This window comes from Sporofaciens sp. JLR.KK001, from assembly GCF_036941055.1.
In the GTDB taxonomy this organism is placed as follows: Bacteria; Bacillota; Clostridia; order Lachnospirales; family Lachnospiraceae; genus Sporofaciens.
Genome location: NZ_JAYMNO010000001.1, coordinates 963,005 through 989,220 on the forward strand (window position 1 = coordinate 963,005; position 26,216 = coordinate 989,220).

Annotated in this window: 24 protein-coding genes; 19 read left to right on the top strand and 5 right to left on the bottom strand. The window is 49.9% G+C overall.

Features of this window, described 5'->3' with window-relative positions; genetic code table 11:
- Nucleotides 1-14: 14 nt before the first annotated feature.
- The 3 genes from VSQ62_RS05290 to malQ form a co-directional block, all read right to left on the bottom strand.
- Entirely contained in the window at nt 15-1,469 is a 1,455-nt protein-coding gene (locus VSQ62_RS05290) for a nicotinate phosphoribosyltransferase (RefSeq protein ID WP_334633593.1), read from the bottom strand.
- Nucleotides 1,470-1,548: 79 nt separating this feature from the next.
- Complete coding sequence (locus VSQ62_RS05295) at nt 1,549-2,283, bottom strand: lysophospholipid acyltransferase family protein (RefSeq protein WP_334633594.1); 735 nt, start codon at nt 2,281-2,283, stop codon at nt 1,549-1,551.
- Entirely contained in the window at nt 2,280-3,932 is a 1,653-nt protein-coding gene (gene malQ / locus VSQ62_RS05300) for a 4-alpha-glucanotransferase (RefSeq protein WP_334633596.1), read from the bottom strand. The genes VSQ62_RS05295 and malQ overlap by 4 nt, the downstream gene beginning before the upstream one ends.
- Before the next feature lie 119 nt (nt 3,933-4,051).
- Here malQ and VSQ62_RS05305 point away from each other — a divergent pair, with 119 nt between their 5' ends.
- The 14 genes from VSQ62_RS05305 (at nt 4,052) to VSQ62_RS05370 (ending at nt 19,154) form a co-directional block, all read left to right on the top strand.
- Nucleotides 4,052-4,456 carry a protease complex subunit PrcB family protein gene (locus VSQ62_RS05305; protein ID WP_334633597.1) on the top strand — a complete coding sequence of 135 codons (405 nt, stop codon included), beginning with the start codon at nt 4,052-4,054 and terminating at the stop codon, nt 4,454-4,456.
- A gap of 11 nt (nt 4,457-4,467) precedes the next feature.
- The gene (locus tag VSQ62_RS05310; protein ID WP_334633598.1) at nt 4,468-6,027 is read left to right on the top strand and encodes a DUF3794 and LysM peptidoglycan-binding domain-containing protein; all 1,560 of its coding nucleotides are present in this window, start codon (nt 4,468-4,470) and stop codon (nt 6,025-6,027) included.
- Nucleotides 6,028-6,062: 35 nt separating this feature from the next.
- Nucleotides 6,063-6,938: a 4-(cytidine 5'-diphospho)-2-C-methyl-D-erythritol kinase gene (gene ispE, locus VSQ62_RS05315; RefSeq protein ID WP_334633599.1), complete on the top strand. Its 876-nt coding sequence runs from the start codon at nt 6,063-6,065 to the stop codon at nt 6,936-6,938.
- A 3-nt stretch (nt 6,939-6,941) separates the two neighbouring features.
- Entirely contained in the window at nt 6,942-7,613 is a 672-nt protein-coding gene (locus VSQ62_RS05320; protein WP_334633600.1) for a GntR family transcriptional regulator, read from the top strand.
- Between the two features lie 99 nt (nt 7,614-7,712).
- Nucleotides 7,713-8,396: a stage II sporulation protein R gene (gene spoIIR / locus VSQ62_RS05325; RefSeq protein ID WP_334633601.1), complete on the top strand. Its 684-nt coding sequence runs from the start codon at nt 7,713-7,715 to the stop codon at nt 8,394-8,396.
- Entirely contained in the window at nt 8,393-9,577 is a 1,185-nt protein-coding gene (locus tag VSQ62_RS05330; RefSeq protein ID WP_334633602.1) for a cation diffusion facilitator family transporter, read from the top strand. The genes spoIIR and VSQ62_RS05330 overlap by 4 nt, the downstream gene beginning before the upstream one ends.
- Nucleotides 9,555-10,280 (top strand): acyl-[acyl-carrier-protein] thioesterase, encoded by a 726-nt coding sequence (locus VSQ62_RS05335; protein WP_334633603.1) that lies wholly within the window; start codon nt 9,555-9,557, stop codon nt 10,278-10,280. Before VSQ62_RS05330 ends, VSQ62_RS05335 begins: the two co-directional genes overlap by 23 nt.
- Before the next feature lie 21 nt (nt 10,281-10,301).
- Nucleotides 10,302-11,141: a CvfB family protein gene (locus VSQ62_RS05340; RefSeq protein WP_334633604.1), complete on the top strand. Its 840-nt coding sequence runs from the start codon at nt 10,302-10,304 to the stop codon at nt 11,139-11,141.
- Nucleotides 11,142-11,197: 56 nt separating this feature from the next.
- Nucleotides 11,198-11,434, top strand: a complete 237-nt coding sequence (locus VSQ62_RS05345; protein WP_334633605.1) for a polya polymerase — start codon at nt 11,198-11,200, stop codon at nt 11,432-11,434.
- A 74-nt stretch (nt 11,435-11,508) separates the two neighbouring features.
- Nucleotides 11,509-14,994: a DNA polymerase III subunit alpha gene (locus VSQ62_RS05350; protein WP_334633607.1), complete on the top strand. Its 3,486-nt coding sequence runs from the start codon at nt 11,509-11,511 to the stop codon at nt 14,992-14,994.
- A 103-nt stretch (nt 14,995-15,097) separates the two neighbouring features.
- Complete coding sequence (gene pfkA, locus VSQ62_RS05355; RefSeq protein WP_334633609.1) at nt 15,098-16,072, top strand: 6-phosphofructokinase; 975 nt, start codon at nt 15,098-15,100, stop codon at nt 16,070-16,072.
- A gap of 104 nt (nt 16,073-16,176) precedes the next feature.
- Nucleotides 16,177-17,637: a transposase gene (locus VSQ62_RS05360; RefSeq protein ID WP_334633611.1), complete on the top strand. Its 1,461-nt coding sequence runs from the start codon at nt 16,177-16,179 to the stop codon at nt 17,635-17,637.
- A gap of 243 nt (nt 17,638-17,880) precedes the next feature.
- Nucleotides 17,881-18,699: a glutamate racemase gene (gene murI / locus VSQ62_RS05365; protein ID WP_334633613.1), complete on the top strand. Its 819-nt coding sequence runs from the start codon at nt 17,881-17,883 to the stop codon at nt 18,697-18,699.
- Between the two features lie 8 nt (nt 18,700-18,707).
- The gene (locus tag VSQ62_RS05370; protein ID WP_334633615.1) at nt 18,708-19,154 is read left to right on the top strand and encodes a YwiB family protein; all 447 of its coding nucleotides are present in this window, start codon (nt 18,708-18,710) and stop codon (nt 19,152-19,154) included.
- Between the two features lie 33 nt (nt 19,155-19,187).
- Here the strand turns inward: VSQ62_RS05370 and VSQ62_RS05375 are convergent, their stop codons facing one another.
- Nucleotides 19,188-19,646 carry a preprotein translocase subunit YajC gene (locus tag VSQ62_RS05375; protein ID WP_334633618.1) on the bottom strand — a complete coding sequence of 153 codons (459 nt, stop codon included), beginning with the start codon at nt 19,644-19,646 and terminating at the stop codon, nt 19,188-19,190.
- A gap of 169 nt (nt 19,647-19,815) precedes the next feature.
- Here VSQ62_RS05375 and VSQ62_RS05380 point away from each other — a divergent pair, with 169 nt between their 5' ends.
- The 5 genes from VSQ62_RS05380 (at nt 19,816) to VSQ62_RS05400 (ending at nt 24,672) form a co-directional block, all read left to right on the top strand.
- Complete coding sequence (locus tag VSQ62_RS05380; RefSeq protein ID WP_334633619.1) at nt 19,816-20,802, top strand: hypothetical protein; 987 nt, start codon at nt 19,816-19,818, stop codon at nt 20,800-20,802.
- A gap of 71 nt (nt 20,803-20,873) precedes the next feature.
- A complete protein-coding gene (cls, locus tag VSQ62_RS05385) occupies nt 20,874-22,349 on the top strand; it encodes a cardiolipin synthase (protein ID WP_334633621.1) in 1,476 nt (491 codons plus the stop codon).
- A gap of 107 nt (nt 22,350-22,456) precedes the next feature.
- The gene (gene tig, locus VSQ62_RS05390; protein WP_334633622.1) at nt 22,457-23,512 is read left to right on the top strand and encodes a trigger factor; all 1,056 of its coding nucleotides are present in this window, start codon (nt 22,457-22,459) and stop codon (nt 23,510-23,512) included.
- Nucleotides 23,513-23,659: 147 nt separating this feature from the next.
- Nucleotides 23,660-24,403 (top strand): metallophosphoesterase family protein, encoded by a 744-nt coding sequence (locus tag VSQ62_RS05395; protein ID WP_334633624.1) that lies wholly within the window; start codon nt 23,660-23,662, stop codon nt 24,401-24,403.
- Between the two features lie 86 nt (nt 24,404-24,489).
- A complete protein-coding gene (locus tag VSQ62_RS05400) occupies nt 24,490-24,672 on the top strand; it encodes a hypothetical protein (RefSeq protein WP_334633626.1) in 183 nt (60 codons plus the stop codon).
- A gap of 70 nt (nt 24,673-24,742) precedes the next feature.
- Here the strand turns inward: VSQ62_RS05400 and VSQ62_RS05405 are convergent, their stop codons facing one another.
- Entirely contained in the window at nt 24,743-26,203 is a 1,461-nt protein-coding gene (locus tag VSQ62_RS05405) for an aspartate ammonia-lyase (protein ID WP_502957711.1), read from the bottom strand.
- Nucleotides 26,204-26,216 lie beyond the last annotated feature (13 nt).

Sequence of the window (26,216 nt, forward strand, 5' to 3'; positions counted from 1 at the left end):
TCCTTTTTTGTAACTTACTCGGTAACACTCATTTTATTCAGCAGAGCTTTCTTCACTTCGTATAGCCTGGGTGACAGATCCACATAGACTCTGTGCGGGTAGAATAACCGCTTCGTCTCATCCCACAGAGTCTCCTTCTCCTGTCTGCAGTATTCTGCAATCTCTTTGACAGAAGGCGAGTTATAGATGCATTCACCGTTTCGGAATATAGGTACAAGGATCTCGCGCATGGTGTAAGATCCGCCGGGAAGCTTCGTCTTCTTCCAGGTCTCGATGGGATCGAACAGAAGCATATCCTCATCGGTATCAAAGATCTCGTCGGCGAAACAGATCAGGTCGGCCTTAACCTTTCCTGTTGTTTTATCATAGATCCTAAAAATGGTTTTGTTACCGGGATTCGTGATTTTCTCTGTATTTTCTGAAATTTTTATCTTCGGGACAAATTCACCTGCCTCGTTCTGGATCGCGGCAAGCTTGTACACACCGCCGAAAGAAGGGTTGTCCTTGGAGGTGATCAGGTTCGTTCCCACTCCCCAGGAATCAATGGCGGCGCCCTGTATCTTAAGGTCGTGCAGGAGATATTCGTCCAGATCGTTGGAAGCACAGATGGAAGCATCCGCGAATCCAGCCGCATCCAACATCTTCCGTGCTTCTTTTGACAGATAGGCAAGGTCGCCGCTGTCCAGACGGATTCCGTATTTCTTGAATGTTTTCCCCGCGTCACGGAATTCTTCAAATACACGGATGGCATTGGGGACGCCTGATTTCAAGGTGTCGTAGGTATCCACCAGAAGCGTGCAGTTGTCGGGGTACATCTCGGCATAGGTCTTGAAAGCCGTATATTCGTTGGGGAAGCTCATGATCCAGCTATGGGCATGGGTTCCCATCACGGGAACGTCAAAGAGCTGGCCGGCCAGGACATTGGAGGTACCGACACATCCCCCGATGATGGCCGCGCGGGCGCCGTACAGGCCGGCATCCGGTCCCTGGGCGCGTCTCAGACCGAATTCCATGATCCCGTCGCCGTTAGCGGCAAATACCACGCGCGACGCCTTGGTGGCGATCAGCGACTGGTGGTTGATGATGTTAAGGATAGCCGTTTCTACAAGCTGTGCCTCCATGATCGGCGCGATGACCTTAAGGATCGGTTCTTTGGGAAATATAACGGTTCCTTCCGGAATGGCATAGATATCGCCGCTAAAATGAAAACCGCTCAAGTATTGCAGAAAATCTTCGCTGAATATGCCGAGACCTCTCAGATAATCCACATCTTCATAGGTGAAATTAAGATCTTTGATGTAATTGATCACCTGTTCAAGTCCTGCGCAGACCGAATATCCGTTATTACACGGATTCTGACGGAAGAAAACGTCAAAGATGACCTTCTCCTGCTGCCCCTGGGCATAATAGCCCTGCATCATGGTCAGTTCGTACAGGTCTGTCAGCAAAGTTAAATCTCGTCTGTTCATTTCTCTAGCTCCTTTGGAATTGGAATGTAGTGTTTCCTATTATAGCACTAGTGTATCGTTTCGTAAATTAATATTTTGCTTATACCAGTTCCTGATTGCGGTTAATGGTCTCCTGTATGATACTCTGGCAATAGCTTCCGATGCGTTTCCTGGTCTCCTTATCCAGATCTCCGGGATAGATCGGTTTCCCATATTCGATCACCACATGGGTCTTCTCGATCCTTGGAATGTGCTTCTCGAACATGGTATGAGTATTGTTCATGCTGATCGGTATGATGGCGCAGCCGGATTTCTCAGCGATCTTAAAGGAACCGCTGTGGAAGGGCAGTATACTGAGTTCCTCGCCGTCGTTGCGTGTTCCTTCCGGGAAGATGCATACGGATATTCCGCTTTTCACATAGTCGATTGCCTGGAGGATGCTCTTTAAGCCTTCCTTGGGGTTATCCCGGTCAAGGAAGAGACAGTGCAGCCGTGTCATCCAGTCCCGCAGGATGGGATAGCGCAGCATCTCCTTCTTGGCCACATATCCGGTCAGTCTCTTGCAGCGGGAGTAGGTCAGCAGGATATCAAAATAACTTCTGTGGTTCGCGATAAAAAGCACAGGTTCATCCGGGATATTCTCTTCGCCGATCACGGTAGCCGTTACTCCGGTGATCCTAAGAATGCCCTTGAATGCCCACTGAACGATCCGCAGGCAGCGGTAGTCGCTTGCCTCCTGATCAAACCTGCGCCGGAACCATTCGACGATCAACACCGGAATCCCGAATAATAAGAAAGAGAACAGGAACAGGACTAATAATATAAACCGTATCATCTGCCGATTCCTCCTGTCCTGCTGTTGTCTTTTGCCGGAGAATTCTCATTGACCGGTGTCTCTTCCCCGGTCAGGCTGCCTTTGGCGGGTAATGTCTCCTCCTGCGGTTCGTCTGACGTATCCTCGGGGGTGTCCCGCAGTACATGTCTTCCGTATAATACAGTGATCTCTTTCAGAGCTTCGGCAAGCTCATCACGCAGGGCGCCGCCCGTAAAACGCCAGTCCCAGTTGCCGGAAGCGCTGCCGGGGGTATTCATCCTGGCGTCGGAACCGTATCCCAGGACATCCTGAAGCGGGAAGACGGCATAAGCGGCGATACTTGAGAGGGCCGATCGTATCAGCGCCCATCCCGGCTTCAAGGCGTCTGTACTGTTGGTGTATAGGCGGACCTTCCTCTGGCACTTCGGGTCAAGGGTTCGGTACCAGCCAAGGGAAGTGTCATTATCATGGGTACCCGTGTAGCAGACGCAGTCCACAGTGGTGAACCGGTGAGGCAGATAGCTGCTCTCACCCAGACTGTCGAAAGCGAACTGCAGCACCTTCATTCCAGGGAAATGGAAAGCCTTCCTCAATGCGTCAACCTCCGGTGTGATGATGCCAAGGTCCTCCGCGATGATAGGCAGACCGTCTCCAAGAGCATCCTGGATCGCCTGGAACAGTTCATATCCGGGCGCGGGGATCCACTTGCCGTTGATGGCGGTCTTCTCGCCGTACGGAACAGACCAGTAAGCTTCGAAGCCGCGGAAATGATCGATCCGCAGGATATCGATGGACCGGAGCTGATGCCTGATACGGGAAATCCACCATGAGAAGCCTTCCTTCTCATGGGCCTTCCAGTCATACAGCGGATTCCCCCACAACTGCCCTGTCGCAGAGAAATAATCCGGGGGAACACCGGCTACTTTCAGCGGAAATCCCTTGGAGTCCAGTTGGAACAGATGCTGGTTCGCCCATACATCAGCACTGTCCATGGACACGAAGATCGGGATATCCCCTATGATCCGCACATCATGCGCGTTGGCATATGCCTTGAGGGCAAGCCATTCTTTATAGAATAGAAATTGCAAAAACTGATAGAAGCCGATCCGCGACCTGAGAGCGCTGCGCAGTCTCTTCTTGAAGGTCGGCGTAGGAAGCCGGTACCGTTCTTCCCATTCTAACCAGCTAACTCCGCCGTTCACCGCCTTACAGGCCATGAACAGGGCATAATCATCGAGCCATCCGCTCTCCTTCTCCGTAAAATCTAAGAATTCCGAATAAAGCGGAAGCGCCTGGAACGCGTCAGACGTAAAATGTTCATATGCCTTCTCGAAGACGGCCTGTTTCCAGGGAATAATGCTTCCGTAATCAATATGCTCCGGGTCAGAAGCGGGTACGCCGGCAAGATCGGAGGCGTCTAACAGTCCAAGCTCCAACAGGTGGTCGGGACTGATCAGAAGCGGCTGCCCTGCATAAGCAGAGAAGCTCTGATACGGGGAATCACCGTAACCGGTGTGCGTCAAAGGAAGGATCTGCCATAGGTGCTGTCCCGCCTTCTCAAGAAAATCAACAAATTCATAAGCAGCCTGCCCAAGATCTCCGATTCCATAGGCTGAAGGAAGGGAGGTGGGGTGCAGCAAAATTCCGGAAAGTCGTTCTTTGTCTCTCATAAATATCTCCTTCATGTTGAGTGTCAAGTCAAATAAAATTAATTATACTACAAAATTGGAATTTTTCATAGAGTTACTGTGTATGATGTAGAGAGATTACCTTATGCCAAGGAGTACCCGTGAAGAAAACATATCTTCTCCTGCTGCCGATATGCATCCTGATACTGACGGCATGCTCTGTCAGGAAGGCGGATGATAAAAAACTGCGAGATATAGAATTTACCGTAATTGACAAGGATGATGTTCCAGAAGAATTCATGGCGCAGATCGAGGAGGCGAAGGAAGGACAGGTCAAATTAAGCTATGGGGACAAGGGATATCTGTATATAGCCAGAGGATATGGACAGAAGGAGACCAGCGGATACAGCGTAGAAGTCCATAAATGCTATGAGACGGAGAATGAGATACACATAGAGACCGGCCTTTTAGGTCCGGGAAAGGAAGAGAAGATCCTGAAGAAGAAGACCTGCCCTTATGTGGTGATAAAGACAGAGTATACGGATAAGCAGATAGAATTTGATTAGGAGGTTCGATCATGGAATATGTGACGAAGCAGATGCAGACCTACAAGACTGGAAATATCATCACCGATCAGTTTTATATTGATGACGACTACAATGTACCTGACGCGAAGAATGATGTGAAGAAGGTGATCCTGGGGGAAGGGACGCTCACCGTAGAAGATATGAAGGTGGTAGAGAATTACATACGGGTGTCCGGGAAGCTGAATTTTAAAGTGTTATATGTGACAGAAGAAGGAGAGACCAGGCTGTCCTGCCTGGAAGGGAGGATCCCTTTCGAGGAAATGATCTATCTGGAGCAGGAACCGGCAGGGAATCTGTTTGTGCAATCGTCAAGCGCAGATATCACTGTCACGGCGATTCATTCGAGGAAACTGAGCATCAAGACGCTGGCGGAGCTTAGTATCTGTTCTGAAGGGAAACAGGAGTCTGAGCTTACGGTGGATATCGAGTGTGAGACGCCGCTCTACAAGAGGTTCGAGAGCAAAGAGTTCCTAAAGGTATTTACCACGAAGAAGGATACCTATCGGATCAAGGAGGAAGTATCTATAAGCGGAACGAAGGAGAATATCGGGACACTGCTGTGGACAGAGGTGACCGGGAGGAAGCTGGACACCCGTCTGGAAGCCGACGAGCTGCGGCTTCAGGGAGAATTACAGTTATTCTGCTTCTATGAATCGCTGGACGGGAAGACAGACTGGATCGAGCAGGCAGTTCCATATGAAGGGCGGATTGAATGTTACGGGGCACAGGATCATATGTATCATCAGATCTATCCGGAGCTTACGGATGTGAATATAGATGTAAGGATGGACGAAGACGGCGAGATGCGTCTGATTGGAGTCGAGGCTACCCTGGAGGTACGGCTGACCGTGTACGAGGAAGAACGGCTTGAGATCCTGGCGGACGCGTATTCCCTGGATCAGATATGCACGCCGAAGATCACTGAGGAAGAGATGGAACGATTGCTGCTGCAGAATCATTCCAAATGCAAGGTATCCGAACAATTGTCCCTGCCGGAGATCAAGGACGATATCCTGCAGATCTGCCACAACAGCGCGCGGATACAGATAGAGCATACCGAGAGTACGGAGGGAGGGATCCAGATAGAAGGAGTGCTGCACTTAAGCTTCCTGTATGTCAAAGCGGATGATGAGATCCCATTTGATACCTGGCAGGGGATGGTGCCCTTCGCCTATCTGCTGGAAAGCAATGGGACGGCGGATGATATGAGATACGGGCTTACCTATGCGGTGGAACAGTTGTCGGTAGGGCTTCTTGGAACGGATGAGATCGAAGTCAAGGCAGTCCTGGCATTCAACAGCTTCCTCAAAGCGCCGGTCCGCATCAGGAATATCAAGGAGATAGAATTTGTGCCTTTTGATATGGAGGAGATAGAGAAGCGGCCGGGTATCACGGGGTATATTGTCCGTGACGGGGATATCCTGTGGGATCTTGCCAAGAAGTACAATACTACGGTGGAAGGAATCATGGAAGTCAATGATCTGGAGTCTGGAGATATAAAAGCTGGAGACAGGTTATTGATTTTTAAGGAAAATATGAGTATACTATAGGTACACTGTATACAAGATACAAGGAGAAAACATTTATGGATAAATTAGAATTAAAAGCACTGGGCAAGATCAATCTGGGTCTGGATGTATTAGGAAAGAGAGAGAACGGCTACCATGATGTGCGCATGGTCATGCAGACGGTCTATCTCTATGACCAGATCCTGATTGAGCGGATAAGGGAACCGGGGATTCATCTATCGTCCAATCTCTTCTATCTTCCGGTCAATGAGAATAATCTAGCATACCGGGCAGCAGATCTTTTGATGAAGGAATGCCGCATCCGGGAGGGAGTGAGGATTACGCTTGATAAGCACATCCCGGTAGCGGCAGGGATGGCGGGAGGCAGTTCGAATGCGGCGGCGGTCCTATTCGGAATGAACCGCATGTTCTCGCTGGGATTTACCATGGAAGAGCTGATGGATCGGGGAGTGACGCTTGGGGCGGATGTACCGTACTGTATCTTGCGAGGAACCGTGCTTGCAGAAGGGATCGGGGAGAAGCTGACCCCGCTGCCGGCTATGCCCAAGTGTTATGTGCTGCTTGCCAAGCCGCCGATCAGTGTGTCTACGAAGGCGGTATATGAGAAGCTTGATTCCCATGAGATCGCAGATCACCCTGATATCGACGGGATCATTGGCGGCCTTAAGAGACAGAATCTGGATGAGGTGGCGGCCAACATGGGCAATGTTCTTGAGAAAGTCACCATAGAGGAATATCCGGTGATTGATAAGATTAAGTCAGTCATGTGCCGGGAAGGTGCATTAAACGCTATGATGAGCGGCAGCGGCCCTACGGTTTTCGGTTTGTATGACGATAAGAGAAAGGCCCGGCGCGCGGCTGTAAGGATCAAGGAGCTTAAGCTCACGAGACAGACATACGTGACCAGCATACATAATGCAAGGAGGGGATAAAGGATGGAGCTTAAGGTGAATATGAGTGAATACCTGCCCTTGAGAGATGTGGTGTTCAATACGCTGCGCCAGGCGATCCTGCGCGGGGAATTAAAGCCGGGAGAGAGGCTTATGGAGATTCAGCTTGCGAATAAACTTGGGGTCAGCCGGACACCCATCAGAGAGGCGATCCGGAAGCTGGAATTAGAAGGGCTTGTACACATGGTTCCAAGGAAGGGGGCAGAGGTTGCGGATATCTCGGAGAAGAGCTTAAGGGATGTTCTGGAGGTCCGCAAGGCATTGGAAGAGCTGGCGGTCACACTCACCTGTGGCAAGATCACGAAGGCTCAGATCGCGGACCTTAAGAGTGCGGCGGAAGAATTCAGGAAGACGCTTAAGAGCGGTGATATCACCCAGATCGCGGAGGCGGATGTGGCCTTTCATGATATTATCTACATGGCGACGGACAATCAGAAGCTTATCCAGCTATTGAATAACTTAAGAGAACAGATGTACCGTTACCGTATCGAATATCTGAAGAGGCCGGAAGCCTACCCCAAGCTTCTCGCCGAGCATGAAGAGATCATCCGGCACATCGAGAATAAGGAGAAGGAAGATGCGGCCAGGATCGTGTGTAAGCATATTGACAATCAGGTAGAGGCGGTCATGGATGTGATACGCACTAAGAAGAATTGAATAAATAACAGAATGTCTGAATAAATCTCATTTATATGTCAAGACTCCTGATATCAAATAAGAGATCAAGTAAGAGATCAGGTAAGGAGGCAGTTACATATGAATATGAGAAAAGATTTTGAGATTCGTTATAGAATTCGGCAGGTGATCTGTGCTATACTGGGTGTCTGTATTGCTGCATTGCTGACGGGGATCTTAGTGGAGCGCAGGATAGAATGGGTGGAGGCGAAGATGAGCAGAACCCAGGAGACGCTGGCTAAGGAGGTCTTGCGGTTCCATGTCCTTGCCAACAGCGACAGTGAAGAAGACCAGGCAGTAAAGCTTAAGGTGCGGGACAGAGTTCTTGCATATATGGAAGAGAATATGACGCCGGAGCTTAAGGAAGAGCCGGATGCCGGGAAGACGAGAGCCTGGATAGAAGCGCATCTTGACGAGATCACAGATACGGCCGGCCAGGTGCTTAAGGAAGAGGGGTTCTCATACGGCTGTGCTTCGGAGCTTGAGCTGGCGTATTTCCCGGATAAGCAGTACGGCGACATCTTCTTCCCGCAGGGGGAGTATGAGGCGCTCAGAGTCAGGCTTGGAGAGGCGAGAGGGCATAACTGGTGGTGCGTCCTGTATCCAAGCTTATGCTTTACCGACACGACCTGTACGGTGGTCAGCGATGAGGGCAGGAAGGGCCTTAAGGAGGTCCTGACGGCAGAAGAATACGAGATGGTCACGGCTACGTCAGACTTTAAGATAAAATGGTTCTTTTTTGGAGATAATGGAGGTAATTCATGACTGAATTTTTAGTCAGGCATTTTGTGAAGGAATATACGGAGATAGAGAAGGTGTCTGTCCGGACTGCCTATGGAGTATTGGCAAGTGTGGTGGGCATCTTTTGCAATGTGCTTTTATTTGCAGTAAAATGGACGATAGGTTATCTCCTGCACAGTATATCTGTTATGGCGGATGCGTTCAACAACCTGTCCGACGCCGGCTCTTCGGTGATAGGGCTGGTGGGAGTGAAGATGGCGAGCAAGCCGGCGGATCAGGATCATCCCTTCGGCCATGGAAGGATCGAATATATCGCCGCGCTGATCGTTGCATTTCTGGTCATGGAGGTCGGCTTCACATTTCTCAAGGATGCGGTGGGGAAGATACGCGATCCGGAGGAGTTAAGGTTCCAGGCGGTGTCGGTGGTGATTCTGATACTGTCTGTCGGTGTGAAGCTGTGGATGTGCTTCTTTAACCGGAAGCTTGGACGGCGGATCGATTCTAAGGTAATGCTGGCAACGTCGGCGGACGCTCTGGGTGATGTGGTTACAACGACGGCGACGATTGCTTCGGTTCTTTTCTTCCGGATAACGGGCGTCAATATCGACGGGATCGTAGGGCTTGGAGTGTCGCTGGTAGTCATGTGGGCAGGGATCGGAATCGCGAAGGATACGCTGGAACCGCTGATCGGGGAAGCGGTAGAGCCGGAAGAATATGCCAGGATCAAGGAATTTGTGGAAGGGTATGAGGGAGTCCTTGGAAGCCATGATCTGATCGTACATAATTATGGGCCGGGCAGGAATATGGCGTCCATCCATGCAGAGGTGCCTAACGATGTGGAGATCGAGACGTCCCATGAGATTATAGACCGGATCGAACGGGATGCGTTTCGTATGCTCGGCGTGTTCTTAGTGATCCATATGGATCCGGTAGAGACGAAGGATGTGCATGTGATGCAGGTACACAGCCAGGTGGAGCAGATCGTTAAGGCGCTGGATCCGGCGGTGTCCATCCATGATTTCCGTATGATAAATGGAGAGGAACAGGTGAACCTGATCTTCGATATGGAGATTCCCTATGAATATGATGCGAAGAGGCAGGATGAGCTTAAGACGACCCTGATCAAGCTTCTTCAGATCACAGATCCGCGTTATGAGTGTGTGATCACGGCAGAAAGGAGTTATGTGGCTAGTGCAAAAGAATAACAGATATACATTTGAAGGAAGAATCCGGTTCAGTGAGGTGGATCATACCAAGAGGATCACGCTGCCGGGTATCATCAATTATTTTCAGGATTGCAGTACATTCCATTCGGAAGAGCTGGGAGTAGGGATCGATCACTGTGCCGAACGCAGAAGGGCATGGGTATTGTCGGCCTGGCAGGTGGTGGTTGAGAGATATCCGGTAATGGGAGAAAAGATCAGAGTCAGCACTTGGGCAACGAAGTTCGATGGGCTGTTCGGAACACGGAATTTCTGTATGTCAGACGAGAGGCAGCAGGCAGCGGCATATGCGAATTCGGTGTGGGTCTATATGGATATAGAGAAGGGACGGCCTGCGAAACCGGATGAACGTGAGATCGAACTTTATGGTACAGGAGAACCGTTCCCGATGGAATATGCGCCGCGTAAGATCGTACTTCCGAAAGATTTTGAGTATGGGGAGGCATTTCCGGTCAGGAAATACCATATCGATACGAACGAACATGTGAATAACTGCCAGTATGTGCAGATGGCGTTAGAAGTAATTAAGGAGACGCAGGAAGTGCGTCAGCTCCGGGTAGAATATAAGAAGTCGGCGGTATACGGCGATATTATTTATCCAAGAACCGCAAAGGAAGAAGGCAGGACAGTAGTGGAACTGTGTGATAAGGCTGGGAAGCCTTACGCGGCGGTGGAGTTTCAGTGATACGGAAAGAAGAGGTAAGCTATGGCGTTAGCAGATAATTTGGGAAAGAAAGTAAGATTGATGATCGTAAAGGAAGTGGAATTCGGAGTATATCTCGGCAACAAGGAAGAGAAGGTGCTGCTCCCGAAGAAACAGGTGCCAAGAGGCCTGGAAGCGGGAGATCCGGTGGAGGTATTCTTATATAAGGATTCTTCGGACAGGCTGATCGCAACCACGAACGAACCTAAGCTCACATTAGGAGAGCTTGCGGTGCTTAAGGTCGTGGATGTGGGAAAGATCGGCGCGTTCCTTGACTGGGGGCTTGAGAAGGATCTGCTTCTTCCGTTCAGGGAGCAGACGGCGAAGGTCAGGAAAGGGGACGAGGTGCTTGCAGCCCTGTATGTGGACAAGTCCGGCCGTCTGTGCGCGACGATGAAGGTGTATGAGAAGCTGCGGCAGGATGCGCCGTACCAGAAGGACGACCAGGTAGAAGGGATCGTTTACGATACCAGCGATAATTTCGGCGTCTTTGTGGCGGTAGATGACTGCTATTCCGCGCTGATACCAAAGAGAGAGGCGTTTGGAAACCTTAGAGTAGGAGAGCGTGTCCATGCGCGTGTTATCAAGGTCCGGGAGGACGGGAAACTGGATCTTGCCGTGAGGGAGAAAGCATTTCTTCAGATGGACACGGACGCACAGATGCTCATGGAACGCCTGGAAGCATCCGGCGGAAAGCTGCCGTTTACAGACAAGGCAGACCCGGAGCTTATCAAGCGGGAATTAGGATTGAGCAAGAATGCGTTCAAGCGGGCAGTCGGGCGGCTCTTGAAGTCAGGAAAGATTGAAATTCGTGAAAAATCTATTGAAATCTGTCAAAAATAGGATATAATTGAGTAGACACATGATGGTATCAGAACGAGAAGGGAGCTTATGTCACTATGAAGGTGCAGAATATAACTAATATTGATAAATTTTTTGCTGTGATCGACGATTGTGCCGGTAAGGTTGAATTGGTGACCGGCGAGGGAGACAGATTGAATCTGAAGTCCAAGCTGTCACAGTATGTATCTATGGCGAACATCTTCTCCAACGGAGAGATTCCGGAGCTTGAGATCATTGCATATGAGAAGGAAGATATCGACAGACTGGTGAAGTTCATGGTTGACGGAGAGTAGTGTACTAATGTGCGAAGTGTTCCCTGGCGGAAGGGGAGCACTTTTTTTCTACAGGCAGCGAGCGAGGAGGGAGTATGAGTTTTGCACATCTTCACGTCCATACGGAATACAGTCTGTTGGACGGTTCGAATAAGATAAAGGAATGTATTGCGCGGGTAAAGGAACTGGGCATGGACAGTGTTGCGATCACGGATCACGGGGTGATGTTCGGGGTGATTGATTTCTACCGTGCGGCGAAGGCAGAAGGGATTAAACCGATATTAGGCTGTGAGGTCTATGTGGCGCCGGGATCCCGTTTCGACAAAGAAGCGGCGGGCAGCGGAGACGACCGGTACTATCATCTGGTGCTGCTTGCCGAGAATGACACGGGTTATCACAATCTGATGAAGATCGTATCGAAGGGGTTCACGGAAGGGTATTATTATAAGCCCCGTGTGGATATGGAGGTCCTGCGGGAATTCCATGAAGGGCTGATCGCCTTAAGCGCGTGTCTTGCGGGGGAGGTTCAGCGCAATATCCTGCGGAATATGTATGAGGAGGGGAAGGAAGCCGCTCTTAGGTATCAGGAGATCTTCGGGGAGGGGAATTTCTTCCTGGAGCTTCAGGATCACGGGATGCAGGAGCAGAAGCTTGTGGACCAGTCCCTGCTTCGGATGTCCAGGGAGACGGGGATCGAGCTGGTGGCGACGAATGACGTCCATTATACTTACGCGGAGGATGAGAAGCCTCATGATATGCTCCTGTGTATCCAGACCGGCAAGAAGCTCTCCGACGAGAACCGTATGCGCTATGAGGGCGGTCAGTATTTCATCAAATCCGAGGATGAGATGAGGAAGCTCTTCCCCTATGCGTTGGAAGCGCTTGAGAATACCCAGAAGATAGCCGACCGCTGTAATGTTGAGATCGAATTCGGAGTCACGAAGCTGCCGAAGTACGAAGTCCCGGAGGGATATACCTCATGGGAATATCTGAACCACCTCTGCTATGAGGGGCTTAAGATGCGCTATCCCGATGTGGACGAGGCGTTGACGCAGCGCCTGGAATATGAGCTGTCTGTGATCAAGTCCATGGGGTATGTAGATTATTTCCTGATCGTGTGGGATTTTATCAGATACGCGAAAGATCACGGGATTATGGTGGGCCCCGGAAGGGGATCTGCCGCCGGGAGTATCGTGGCGTACTGTCTTGAGATCACCAGCATTGATCCGATTCGGTATCAGCTCTTGTTCGAGCGTTTCCTGAATCCGGAACGTGTGTCCATGCCGGATATTGACGTGGACTTCTGCTTCGAGCGGAGACAGGAGGTCATCAATTATGTGGTGGAGAAATACGGGACCGACCGGGTGGTGCAGATCGTAACCTTTGGTACCATGGCGGCCAAGGGTGTGATCCGGGATGTGGGGAGAGTCATGGACCTTCCCTATGCGTTTGTAGACGGGATCGCGAAGATGATCCCGAGAGGGCAGAATAACCAGCCGGTTTCGTTAGAGCGCGCCTTGGAGATGAATCCGGATTTCAGGAAGCTTTACCAGGAGGACGAGCAGGTCCATGAGCTGATCGATATGTCCAGAAGGCTTGAAGGGCTTCCGAGACACACGTCCATGCACGCGGCGGGCGTCGTGATCAGTCAGGCTTCCATAGATGAGTATGTGCCGCTCTCCTTAGGGTCGGACGGTTCTGTGGTGACACAGTTCACCATGACGACGCTGGAGGAGCTGGGGCTTCTGAAGATGGATTTCCTGGGGCTTCGGACGCTGACGGTGATCCAGGACGCCGCAAGGCTGGCAGGCGAGAGCACGGGCGCCGTGATCGATATGGAGCAGATTGATTATAATGATAAGAATGTCCTGGATTCGATCGGAACCGGGCGGACAGACGGCATCTTCCAGTTGGAGAGCGGCGGGATGAAGGGATTCATGAAGGAACTGAAACCGCAGAACCTGGAGGATGTGATCGCGGGGATCTCCCTGTACCGGCCGGGGCCGATGGATTTCATTCCCCAGTATATCAAGGGGAAGAATAATCCGGAAACCATCACCTACGATTGTCCGCAGTTAGAGCCGATTCTGGCGCCGACCTACGGATGTATCGTCTATCAGGAGCAGGTTATGCAGATCGTGCGCGATCTGGCGGGGTACACCCTGGGACGCAGCGACCTGCTGCGCCGCGCCATGTCCAAGAAGAAGGGCGACGTCATGCAGAAGGAACGCCAGAGCTTCGTGTACGGGAATGCAGACGAGGGAGTGCCGGGCTGTATCGCCAACGGGATCCCGGAGACGACAGCCAACAAGATCTATGACGAGATGATAGATTTTGCCAAATATGCGTTTAACAAATCCCATGCGGCTGCTTACGCGGTGGTGGCGTACCAGACAGCGTGGCTTAAGCAGTACCATCCGGTAGAGTTCATGGCGGCGCTTATGACGTCCGTGATCGACGTGCCGAGCAAGGTGGCAGAGTATATCTATACCTGCCGGCAGATGGGGATCGATATCCTGTCGCCGGACATCAATAAGGGCGTGGGGAATTTCTCGGTGGATGGCGGGAATATCCGGTACGGGCTTACCGCGATCAAAAGCATCGGACGTCCGGTGATCGCGGCGATCGTCGAAGAGCGTGAGGCCAGAGGAGAGTTCAAGAACCTGAAGGATTTTATCGAACGCCTGTCCGGCAAGGATATCAATAAGCGGACCATAGAGAACTTCATCAAATCCGGCGCCTTCGACAGCCTGGGAGGGACCAGGAAGCAGTTCATGGTCATCTATGTACAGATCATGGATCAGGTGAACCGGGAGAAGAAATATTCCATGACGGGTCAGATGTCCCTGTTCGATATGGTGGCCGACGACCAGAAGGCGGAGTTTGACGTCCCGCTTCCAGATGTGGGAGAGTATGAGAAAGAGACGAAATTTGCCTTCGAAAAAGAGGTGCTGGGCGTCTACTTAAGCGGCCATCCCATGGAAGAGTACGAGGAGAAGTGGAGGAAGAATATCACCAGGACGACTCTTGATTTCCAGTTGGATGAAGATACCGGAAGAACCAAGGTACACGACGGAGCCAGGGAGACGATCGGCGGCATGATCACGGCGAAGACGATCAAATACACCAAACAGAATAAGGTGATGGCGTTCGTCACCCTGGAGGACCTGGCGGGATCCGTGGAGGTCGTGGTCTTCCCGCGGGATTATGAGAAGAATCAGCAATACCTGGACGAAGAGGGGAAGGTGTTCATCCGGGGAAGGGTATCCGAGGAGGACGAGGCGGCCAGCAAGCTGATCTGCGAGAAGGTGATTCCGTTTGAACAGACGAAGAGGGAGCTGTGGCTCCAGTATCCGGATAAGGATACCTACCTTAGGCAGGAGGGAGAACTGCTGGGGCTGCTTGCGGATTCGGACGGTCAGGACAGCGTTGTTATATACTGCAAGAAGGAGAAGGCCATAAAGCGCCTGCCGGCGAACAGATGCGTGAATGCCGATAAATTATTGCTGAACAAAATGACGAATTATCTGGGAGAATCTTGTGTAAAAGTGATAGAAAAAGCCATTGAAAACGTCAGGTAATTCCTGTAAAATGTAGCACGAGAGAAAAACAAGGGAAACATTGATACGAACGAGTTCTCTCTATCCCAGAGTACATAAAATGACTACAATGGAGGAATGATTTATGGCAAAAGTAATACGTACAATCGGAGTATTGACCAGTGGAGGCGATGCGCCGGGAATGAACGCGGCAATCCGTGCCGTTGTCCGTACAGGTCTTACCAAGGGCCTGAGAGTCAGAGGAATCAGAAAGGGTTACCAGGGTTTGTTGGACGAAGAGATCATTGACCTGTCCGCGAGAGATGTTTCTGATACGATCCAGCGCGGAGGGACAATTCTTCAGACAGCCCGCTGTGAAGAGATGCGTACAGAAGAAGGGCAGCAGAAAGCTGCTGCGATCCTTAAGAAATACGGCGTTGACGGGCTGGTAGTAATCGGCGGAGACGGATCTTTCGCCGGAGCGCAGGCATTGGCGAATCTTGGGATCAATACGATCGGTGTTCCGGGAACGATCGACCTGGATATCGCCTGTACCGAGTACACGATCGGGTTTGATACGGCTGTGAATACGGCGATGGAAGCAATTGACAAAGTACGTGATACGTCCACATCTCATGAGAGATGCTCCATTATCGAGGTTATGGGAAGAGATGCCGGGTATCTGGCTCTGTGGTGCGGTATTGCCAATGGTGCAGAGCGTATTCTTCTGCCAGAGGAGCATGGTTATGATGAGGCTGCGATCGTGGCGGATATCCAGGAGTGCAGGAAGCGCGGCAAGAAGAATTATATCATCATCAATGCAGAGGGTATTGGCGGCTCCATAGAGATGGCAGAGAGGATCGAGGCTGCGACCGGTATGGAGACCAGAGCTACGATCATCGGACATATGCAGCGAGGCGGAAGCCCGACCTGTAAGGACAGAGTCTATGCGTCTATTATGGGAGCGATGGCGGTTGATCTTCTGATCGAAGGCAAATCCAACCGCGTTGTGGGATACAAGCATGGACAGTATGTTGATTTTGATATCAATGAGGCGCTTGGCATGCAGAAGGGAATCCCGGTATATCAGTATGAGATAGCGAAGGAACTGGCACTGTAGTGAGAATATATTATGTACGCTCCCCTTTTTGGGGAGCGTTTTATTGCGTGATGATGAACAGCTCTGACGCTTAAAAAAAAATTAATAAAAAAACCTCCCATTTTATGGGAAGATGCGCGATAATAGAAGTAACCAAACAACTATTTTTTCGCACCACCATAAAAGAGAGGAGGTTTTACTATGAAGCAAGAATAAAAATCAGAAGAAAAGAGGTTAGGGAACACCTGGAACAGTTGAACCTTGCATGTGAATTAGCCAAGCTAATCCGGCATTTTTTCCCAGATCTTTTACCCCTGTTAAAACAGATTCCAGATCCCAGAAACCAGAGCTATATTACCTATCCTGCTGTGTTACTTCTTATGACCCGTATCCTTTCTTCTCTATTTTACATCAGCAGTATGAGGAAAACAAGTGAAGAATTCAATTCCAGTGAAATGATCAAAAACATCTGGCATCTATCCGGGGAGGAACAGACCGTGGAGGAGCTTCCCTACTGGGAAACCATCAACCGGTATCTGGAAAAAGTAGATCCGGAAAAATTGCAGGACATCTTAAACCGCCTTTGCAGCAGGCTTCTTTGCAGCCGGGCTTTTGAAAATATGCGAATCAGGGGCAAGTACTGGCAGGTGATCATAGATGGAACGCAGCTTTGCAGCAGCCGGAGGGAACTGGATGGGAAAAGCCTGCACCGGACCCATAACAAGGGGACGGAAAAAGAGTATCAGGAGAACTATTATTATGTGCTGGAAGCAAAGCTGGTACTGCATCCGAAAATCCTGATCAGTATTCAGACGGAATTTGTGGATAATGAAGAGGGAAAAGAAATGGAGAAACAGGACTGTGAAAGGAAGGCCTGCTGGCGTTTAATGGAAAAGCTGAAAAAAGCGTTTCCAAGGTTGCCGATCTGCCTGTGCGGGGACAGTCTGTATGCCTGTGAAGGTTTCTTTGAGAGATGCAAAGGAAAAAACTGGCGGTATATCCTGCGGTATAAGGAGGGGAGCATCCCGAGCATTGGGGAAGAATACAGAGAACTGAAAGAAATGGAGAAGAATTACCAGGAGCGCGAAACACAGACTGGGAAGGAATGGTATGATTACGTGACAGATATAGATTATAAAGGACATCAGGTAAATCTGGCAGAGTATGGAGAAAGCGGGGAGCATATCTGCAAAAAGGGCAGGAAAAAGGGAAAAGCAGAAACGATCCGGAAAGAATTCTGGTTTCTCACAGATCTGCCAATCACCAGAAAAAATGTGGCAGGACTGGTGGAGCGCGGAAGGATGAGATGGAGAATCGAGAATGATGGGTTCAACGCGCAGAAAAGGCAGGGATACCATCTGGAACACCAGTACAGCAGGAATTATCAGGCACTGAAAAACCATTATTATCTGATCCAGATTGGGCACATGATCAGCCAGATCATGGAGGCTTGGGAAAAAATATGGAAAAAGGTAAAGCAGAGTAGGGAGCAAAAGCACAGGAGGATACTGGAATCCATGAAAGAGACTCCATTGAGAGAATACAAGGAAGAGATCGCTAAAAAGATACAAATACGGTTGATATAGAGGACCATGTGGAAAGGTGGTGAAGGAGCAGATAACAACAAAAGTTAAAAAAGCAGAATACAGGGATTTTATGGCTTAAATAAGATTGCGTTGATAAAGCAAAATGAGAAAATAAAATCCAATGTACTCTGAGAGTGTAAGTATAAATTTAAGCGTCAGAGCTGGATGATGAAGATAGAACTTGAAATTCCAGTCCTCAGGCGGTACAATGAGTATTACGAATGAATAAAGGAGATTCAGGATGTGAGTAATGCGAATAGAACGGCGCCTGTCGGAGTGTTTGATTCCGGAGTGGGGGGCCTGACGGTAGCAAGAGAGATCATGCGCCAGCTCCCGCGGGAGAATATGGTCTACTTCGGAGATACGGCAAGGGTTCCCTATGGAAGTAAGTCCAGGAATAATATCATACGGTATTCCAGGCAGATCATCAGATTCCTGCGGACGAAGGACGTGAAGGCGATCGTGATCGCCTGTAATACGGCGAGCGCGCTGGCGCTGGATGCGGTGAAGGAAGAGACGGATATTCCGGTCATAGGAGTGATCGTCCCGGGAGCCCGGGCAGCAGTGCAGGCGACCCAGAACAAAGTGATCGGTGTCGCAGGTACAGAGGCGACCATACAGAGCGAGACATATACCAAGGTGATAAGGGAGATGTGTCCGGATGCGGCTGTGATCGGGAAGCCGTGCCCTCTGTTCGTACCGCTAGTGGAAGAGGGATTTGCCAAGCACAGGATCACGGAGGAAGTGATCGATATCTATCTGTCGGATATGAGACAGACGGATATGGATACGATGATTCTTGGGTGCACCCATTATCCGCTGCTTCGTTCAAGGATCATGGCATATTTCGGTGAAAAGGTACATATAGTAAATCCAGCATATGAGACGGCGGTGGATCTTAAGAAGATACTGGATGAGAGCGGGACGGCGAATCTGTCAGAGGAGGCTGCGGCGTATGAGTTCTATGTAAGCGATGCCGCGGAGAAGTTCACCCGGCTTGCGAATACCATCCTTCCTTATGATGTGGCGGCAACGAAGGTAGTTAATATAGAAGAATATTAGGTGAGGTTATGACGAAGGAAGTATTACTGAGAATATCCGGCCTGCACTATGAGACGGCAGGTGTGCCGGAGGATGGAGGAGAAGAACCCATTGAAGTGATCACTCCGGCAACGTACTACTATAAGAATGATAAGCATTATGTCATCTATGACGAGGTGGTGGAAGGGATGCCCGGAACCATCAGGAATAAAGTGCGGATCGCAGAGAGCGGGAAGCTTGAGATCATGAAGAGCGGTTTATCGAATACCCATATGATCTTCGAGAAGGACAAGATCAATATCACGCAGTATGAGACTCCTTACGGAGAACTGCTGGTTGGAACACATACGAAGGATATGCAGGTGGATGTGACGGACAGCAGCATCGATGTTCATGTGAACTATGCACTGGACGTCAACAGCGAGACGATCGCGGACTGCAACATAGATATGAATATAAAAGCATTGGACCGGTAATGATCCAATGCTTTTGATCAATGTAAGTTAGTGTTACTTGGCGGCTGATTTTGCCTTGTCACGCATCCTTGCGAAGAAGCCCTTCTTCTTCTGCGGCGTCTCGAGAGGACTTCTAAGACCCTTGACTGCGGTGATATAGATTCCGCTTATGGTAGCCTTGACTTCCTTCTTGACCGGGATCAGCGGGTAAATGTCTGCGTCGCACATCAGAGTCATGATCTTAGGGCCGATCTTCGCTTTGACGACAGGAACCTTGGAACGGCGGAGATACTTGGGCGTATTCTCCAGAACGATTGGGGGAAGGCCGGCGTCTTTCAGACGGAGTTGTCCCTTATCAATGATAAGCATGGATACGGTCTGAGCTACGGCGGCTAACTGCTCCTGCTGTTCGGCCTGCTTCTTCTCGGCTCTTTTGCCAAGAAAATACAGTACAATACATGCAATGATCAAAACAATCAGTATGACAAGCATTACGATGGTAAACGTACTCATGAGTGAACCTCCTAAAATCTTGCGTTTCATGAGAAATATTGTACCATTCTTTAAAGGCAAGTGCAAGAGATTTGTGTATTACCTTATCTTTTATAAAAGGACAGCCGATAGTTAAGGTAAGGGAAGGAATTGCAGCGGCGGTTCCCAAGAGAGAAAGTGGTGGCTTATTATGAAGATTTACGGAGATTATACATTTCTTCTGGACAAGTTGAATGTTCGGAATCATTCTCAGGTCCAGGTATTCCAGAATGGCACGAAGATCGTGGAATTCGCGGACCAGTTCATAGAATCCCAGAAGGCGGTATCGAAGGATAAGGTGTCGATCTCGAAAGAGGGGATGGATTTCCTGCGCGATCATTTACCGGATGATACGGTTATGGAGGAGGGAGCATTGCCAAAGAACGGCACGAAGCTGGTTATGGGAGACGGATTGTCCCTGATGGACGGACTGTGCAGGTCTTATATATTGAAGAGGCTTGACAATATCGGCGCCAACGGCGCCAGCAGCAATCTCTATAATGAGATGTCGGCCCGTTACGAGGAAGAGATGGGGTTAAGGGACGGAAGGGAAGTGAGGGATCATGCCGAGAGTCTGGCGCGCACCCATCTGGCGATGCAGGAGAAGATCAGGGAAGGCTATGCGAATGGCACGAGAGAGGTCTGGGTGTTAGACCAGAGCACGGGAGAGGATTTCAACGGTGTGGAGTTTGAGATCGAGGGCCGCGCTGTGCGTTACCGCAAGCTTACGATGGAGGAAGAGCTTGACAGCATGGAGAAGGCGTTCGGCCTTCTGAAGGAAGACGTTGCCGTGCAGCTTGCCAAGGAGAATGCTCAGAAGACTTACTGTTTTGAGGAGGGAGCCGACAAGAAGGAAGATAAAGAGGCCTGGTCGGCTGAGGATGCGTTCTGGAAGACGGCGAAGGTGACCGACGAGATGCTAGATGAACTGGAGCGGTTGATTGCCGAGATCGAAGAACTGCTTAAGGGGGAGGCCGAGAAGCCGGAGGATATAGGCGCCAGGCTTACGCAGGAGCTTGCGGCTCACGGCGCGCAGATCGTGGCGGACGGCCAGAGACAGGCGCAATGTGCGAACTATCGGAAGATGAGCAAGCTTACGATGGATGCACAGTCGCTCCTGGGATATATCAAGGCGTGACGCAGCGCTCCATCCGATCAGAGGTTCAATTTCCGGCCGGATGGAGCAGTAGTATAGACAGGAGGAAGTGAATGCTGGAGATCATAGGGGAAGGCGCCGTCGAAGGATACCGATGGATGCTTGACCATCTCTTTTTGATCAATATTGTATTTTCATTGCTGATCATCTTTTTTCAGCGGAGGAATCCCACGACAGTATGGGCGTGGCTTCTTCTGCTGTATTTTATTCCGGGGCTTGGATTCATCCTCTATCTGATCCTTGGACAGAATTTCCGCAAGGACAGGATGTTCAAGATGAAGGAGATCGAGGGTGAGATCAAGTATGCCGTCCGCAGACAGGAGGAATCCATATACCGGAAGAAATTAAGGCTCCGCGATCCGGAGCTTGAGCGTTTCAAGCGGCTGATCCTGTATAATCTCAACGAAGGAGAAGCGGTGCTGACGGACAACAATGATATCCGGATATTTACCGACGGAAGAGAGAAGTTCCAGACACTTCTCTCAGAGATGGACCATGCAAGGAATTATATCCATGTGCAGTATTATATTATAAGAAATGACGAACTCTGGAAGGAGATTGAAGAGGTCCTGGCGCGTAAAGCGCGGCAGGGCGTGGAGATCCGTGTCCTGTTCGACAGCATGGGCTGCAGAAGCATGCGCCGTTCTGACTGGGCGAGGATGGAGAAAGCGGGGATCAAGGTTGCCGAGTTCTTCCCGGCGCTTCTGGGGAAGCTGCAGCTGCGTGTGAATTACCGCAATCACAGGAAGATCGTGGTGATAGACGGAAGGATCGGATTCGTCGGAGGCTTCAATGTGGGGCGGGAATATCTGGGTAAGAACAAGAAGTTCGGGTACTGGAGAGATACGCATATCTGCATCGAAGGTTCCGCGGTCACTTCACTGGCAGTCCGGTTCGTGTTGGATTGGAATTATGCGGCAAGGGAGAATCTGTTCCTGGAGGACCGGCTTTTTGAGATCCCGACCTATGTGCGGGGCGGAAGGGATCCGGTTCAGATCATCTCCAGCGGTCCGGATTCCAGCAGCCAGGAGATCCGCGACAATTATCTGCGGCTGATCCATATGGCGAGGAAGAACATTTACATCCAGACGCCGTATTTCATACCGGATGATGATATCAGGGATGCGCTGGTGATCGCTGCGAAGTCGGGGATCGATGTGCGGATCATGATCCCGTGCAAGCCGGACCATCCCTTCGTATATTGGGCGACCTATTCTTATATCGGGGAGATGATCGAAGCCGGGGCGAGATGTTATACCTATGATAACGGGTTCCTCCATGCGAAATGCATGTGTGTAGACGGTCTGGTCACCTGCGTGGGGACGGCCAATATGGATATCCGAAGCTTCAGCCTGAATTTTGAAGTCAATGCGGTGGTATACAGCGCGAGGACTACGGAGAAGCTGATGGAAGCGTTTGAGAATGATATCACCAGGAGTACCTTGGTGACCCGGAAGAAATACGAACAGCGGGATCTTACGGTGCGCATAAAGGAGCAGTTCTGCAGGCTGCTGTCGCCGGTGCTCTAAAAGAAATGGTGAAATATATGTGAAAATGCTTTGAAAGTTGGGGCAAATGTGGTATAACATAATAGGATGAAAACGATATTTATAGTATGATTTAGATGAGGTGTAGTATGAAGAAAAGAATTGCAGTATTATTAACAGGTGTGGCTGCGGCTTCCGTGATGTTGGCGGGATGTTCCGGCAGCAAGGGGTTGGAGACGGATGAGATGACGATCTCTGTTTATAAAGGAGTTGAGATTAACGAAGTGGCGAAGCCGGGTGAGGTTACGGATGAGGATGTGGAGAATGCGATTCAGGCGACCCTCCAGACGAATGCGACCCCGGAAGAGATCACGGACCGTGCGGTAGAGTCAGGAGACACGGCGACGATCGATTTCACAGGTAAGATCAACGGAGAGGAATTCGACGGCGGAAGTTCTACGGATTATCCGCTGGTGATCGGTTCAGGTACATTTATCGAGGGTTTTGAAGACAGCGTGGTCGGACATAATATCGGAGATGCATATGACTGGCAGGGGAAGTTCCCGGACGATTACAATAATGCAGAATATGCGGGTAAGGATGTTGTATTTTCTATCACGGTCAAGGGTATATCCAAGCAGTCCATTCCGGAACTTACAGACGAGTTTGTGAAGAGCGTGTCCAGTGAGTCCAAGAATGTGAAGGAGTATAAGGAAGAGGTCAAGAAGCGTCTGGAATCGGATAACAAGAAGAACTATGAAGACGGTATCAGCCAGTCTGTATGGCAGAAGGTTCTTGATAACACGGAGATCAAGAAGTATCCAGAGAAAGAGGTGAAGAAGGTCTCCGACGCTCTGGTAGAGCAGTATAAGACGACGGCAGAGTATTACCAGCAGGATTATGAGACATTTATCCAGGATCAGATGGGATACAGCGTGGAAGAGTTCGAGAAGCAGGTGGATGATGCTGCTAAGGCAAGCATCAAACAGACTATGGTGACAGAGGCGATCGCGGACAAAGAGAAGATCAAGATGAGCGACGACGAATACGAAGAGCAGCTCAAGAAGATTGCCGAGAGCTTTGGTTACGAGGATGTAGATGCGCTGAAGGATTCTGCAGAGGAAGATGATCTGAAGGATATGGTGCTTAACAATTTGGTGAGAGAGTGGCTGACTGAGAATTGTGTTCAGGTGAAGGCTGAGTAAGATAACGGGGCGGGATACCGCCTCGTTTTTTTCTGGAAAGACTTCCCAGTTGATAATCTTTTATGAATATGGGCATAACAATTGCCTGGAGAGTAAAAAAATGTTAAAATCTAAAGTTAAGAGAAGAATGCGAGGAGACTGGGGAATATGATTTATGTAACCGGAGATTGTCATGGGGACTACCGGCGGTTTGGCACAGGAATATTCCCGGAGCAGAAAGGTATGGGCAAGGACGATTATGTCATCATTTGTGGGGATTTTGGCTATTGGGATGAATCGCGGGAGCAGAAGTATTGGCTGAAATGGCTGGACAGCAAGCCCTTCACAACTCTCTGGGTAGATGGGAATCATGAGAATTATGATTTGTTAAAAAAACAGAAAGTATCACAGTGGTGCGGCGGGAAGGTGCAGTATATCATGCCGTCGGTCATTCATCTGATGCGGGGACAGATCTATGAACTGAGCGGACTTAAGATATTTACCTTTGGCGGCGCGAAGAGCCATGATATATCAGGAGGGATCCTGGAGGCTGGAGATCCAAGGCTTCGGGAGAAGAGGAAGAAGCTGGATAAGAAGAAGGAACTGTACAGGATCAACCATGTAAGCTGGTGGAAGGAAGAGATGCCTACGGAGGATGAATTGGCGGAGGGGCTCCGCAATCTGATCAGGAATGATTGGGAGGTGGATTTTATCTTTTCGCATTGCTGCGCGACCAGTACGCAGGAGAGGATAGCGGACGGAACCTATCAGCCGGACATCCTGACCAGATATTTTGATAAGATCAAGGAGATGTGCCGGTATAAGAAGTGGTTTTTCGGGCATTACCATGATAACCGAAGCGTGAACAACAAGGAGATCCTTCTGTATGAGCAGATCATACGGATTCATTAGAAGAAGGGAAAGGCTTTACACCACAATCACCGATTGATATAATAAAAGTACCAAGTAAACAGCACTTTAAAAAAGGTGGTGAAGATATGACAGAAAAAGAAATGCTTCAAAAAAATGTAGAAGAGTTTTCCCGGTTACAGAATTATATGCTGCTATCTGATAAGAATTCTGAGGCGTACAGAGTTATGAAAGACAGGTACATTGAATTAAAAATTATTTTAACTGCTTCAGGAATTAATCTGACTGAACTTGATAAGATAAAAGAGTAACAATTAAATGACCAAAATTAAAGGTGTAAAGTCCTTGTTCAGTTGTTAAGGACTTTACACCCTAGTAATATTAAAGTTTTTCTGCGTTTCTCTTCTTCAATAGTTCTTTGGCAGAGATTCCCGGCTCGGTCATATGTGTAGGCTCCAGAATCTCATCTAGCTCTTCTTCGTTCAAGATTCCTTCCTTCAAGATAAGGGAGCGGATGGATTCGCCTGTCTTCATAGCGGTCTTGGCAATCTCCGCGGCCTTCTGGTATCCGACGTGAGGGCAGATGGCGGTAATGATTCCAACGCTGTTCTCGACAAGATAACGGCAGCGGCTTTCGTTGGCGGTAATTCCGGTGATACAGTTGTCGACGAAGGTCTGTACTGCGTAGGCCAGTGTATCGATGGACTGGAACATGCAGTAGAAGATGATCGGTTCAAATGCATTCAATTCAAGCTGTCCGGCTTCCGCAGCCATGGTGATGGTCACATCATTGCCGATGATGTTGAACGCTACCTGGTTTACAACCTCCGGGATGACCGGATTCACCTTACCCGGCATGATGGAGGAACCGTTCTGCCGTGCGGGCAGGTTGATCTCTGCGAATCCGGCTCTGGGACCGGATGACATCAGACGCAGGTCGTTGGCGATCTTCGATAATGTGACGGCACATGCTTTGATGGCTCCTGATACGGCTACGAAGGAATCAAGATTCTGTGTGGCGTCGATCAAGTCAAAGGCCTGTACCAGTTCCATACCGGATAACTCCGCAAGATTAGGAACGATCCGTCTCAGGTAAGCGGCATCTGCGTTGATTCCGGTTCCGACTGCGGTACCGCCCATATTCAGAGTACACATCTCTTCCATGGCCTTGTCCATACGGCGGATATCTCTCATGATCGCGACGGAATACGCGCGGAATTCCTGCCCCAGACGAATCGGTACGGCGTCCTGCATCTGGGTGCGTCCCATCTTGATCACATGGTCGAATTCCTCGGCCTTGGCAACCAATGCTTTATGCAGGCGGAGCAGCTCTTCCTTAAGATTCTTAAGGAGGCGCAGGGAGGTCATCTTCCCGGCCGTAGGGATAACGTCGTTGGTGGATTGGCCGCAGTTTACATGGTCGTTGGGGTTGACGATGGAGTAATCCCCCTTCTTGCCGCCTAAGATCTCTATAGCGCGGTTGGCGATCACTTCGTTGGCGTTCATGTTAATAGAGGTTCCGGCGCCGCCCTGTATCGGGTCCACGATGAAGTCCTTGTGCATCTTCCCTTCTAAGATCTCGTCGCAGGCCTTAGCGATGGCGTCGGCGATCTTCCGGTCAAGAATACCCACTTCGCAGTTTGTGACCGCGCATGCTTTCTTGATATATGCCAGGCTGTTGATGATCTCCGGGTGCATGTTCAGCCCTGTGATACGGAAGTTCTCGGCGGCTCTTAAGGACTGTACACCATAGTAAACGCTTCCGGGTACGGCCTTTGCTCCGATAGAGTCTTCTTCTGTACGGTAATCCTTCTCTTCTGTGATCATGTTATCTGTATTCATTATTTTTCGTCCT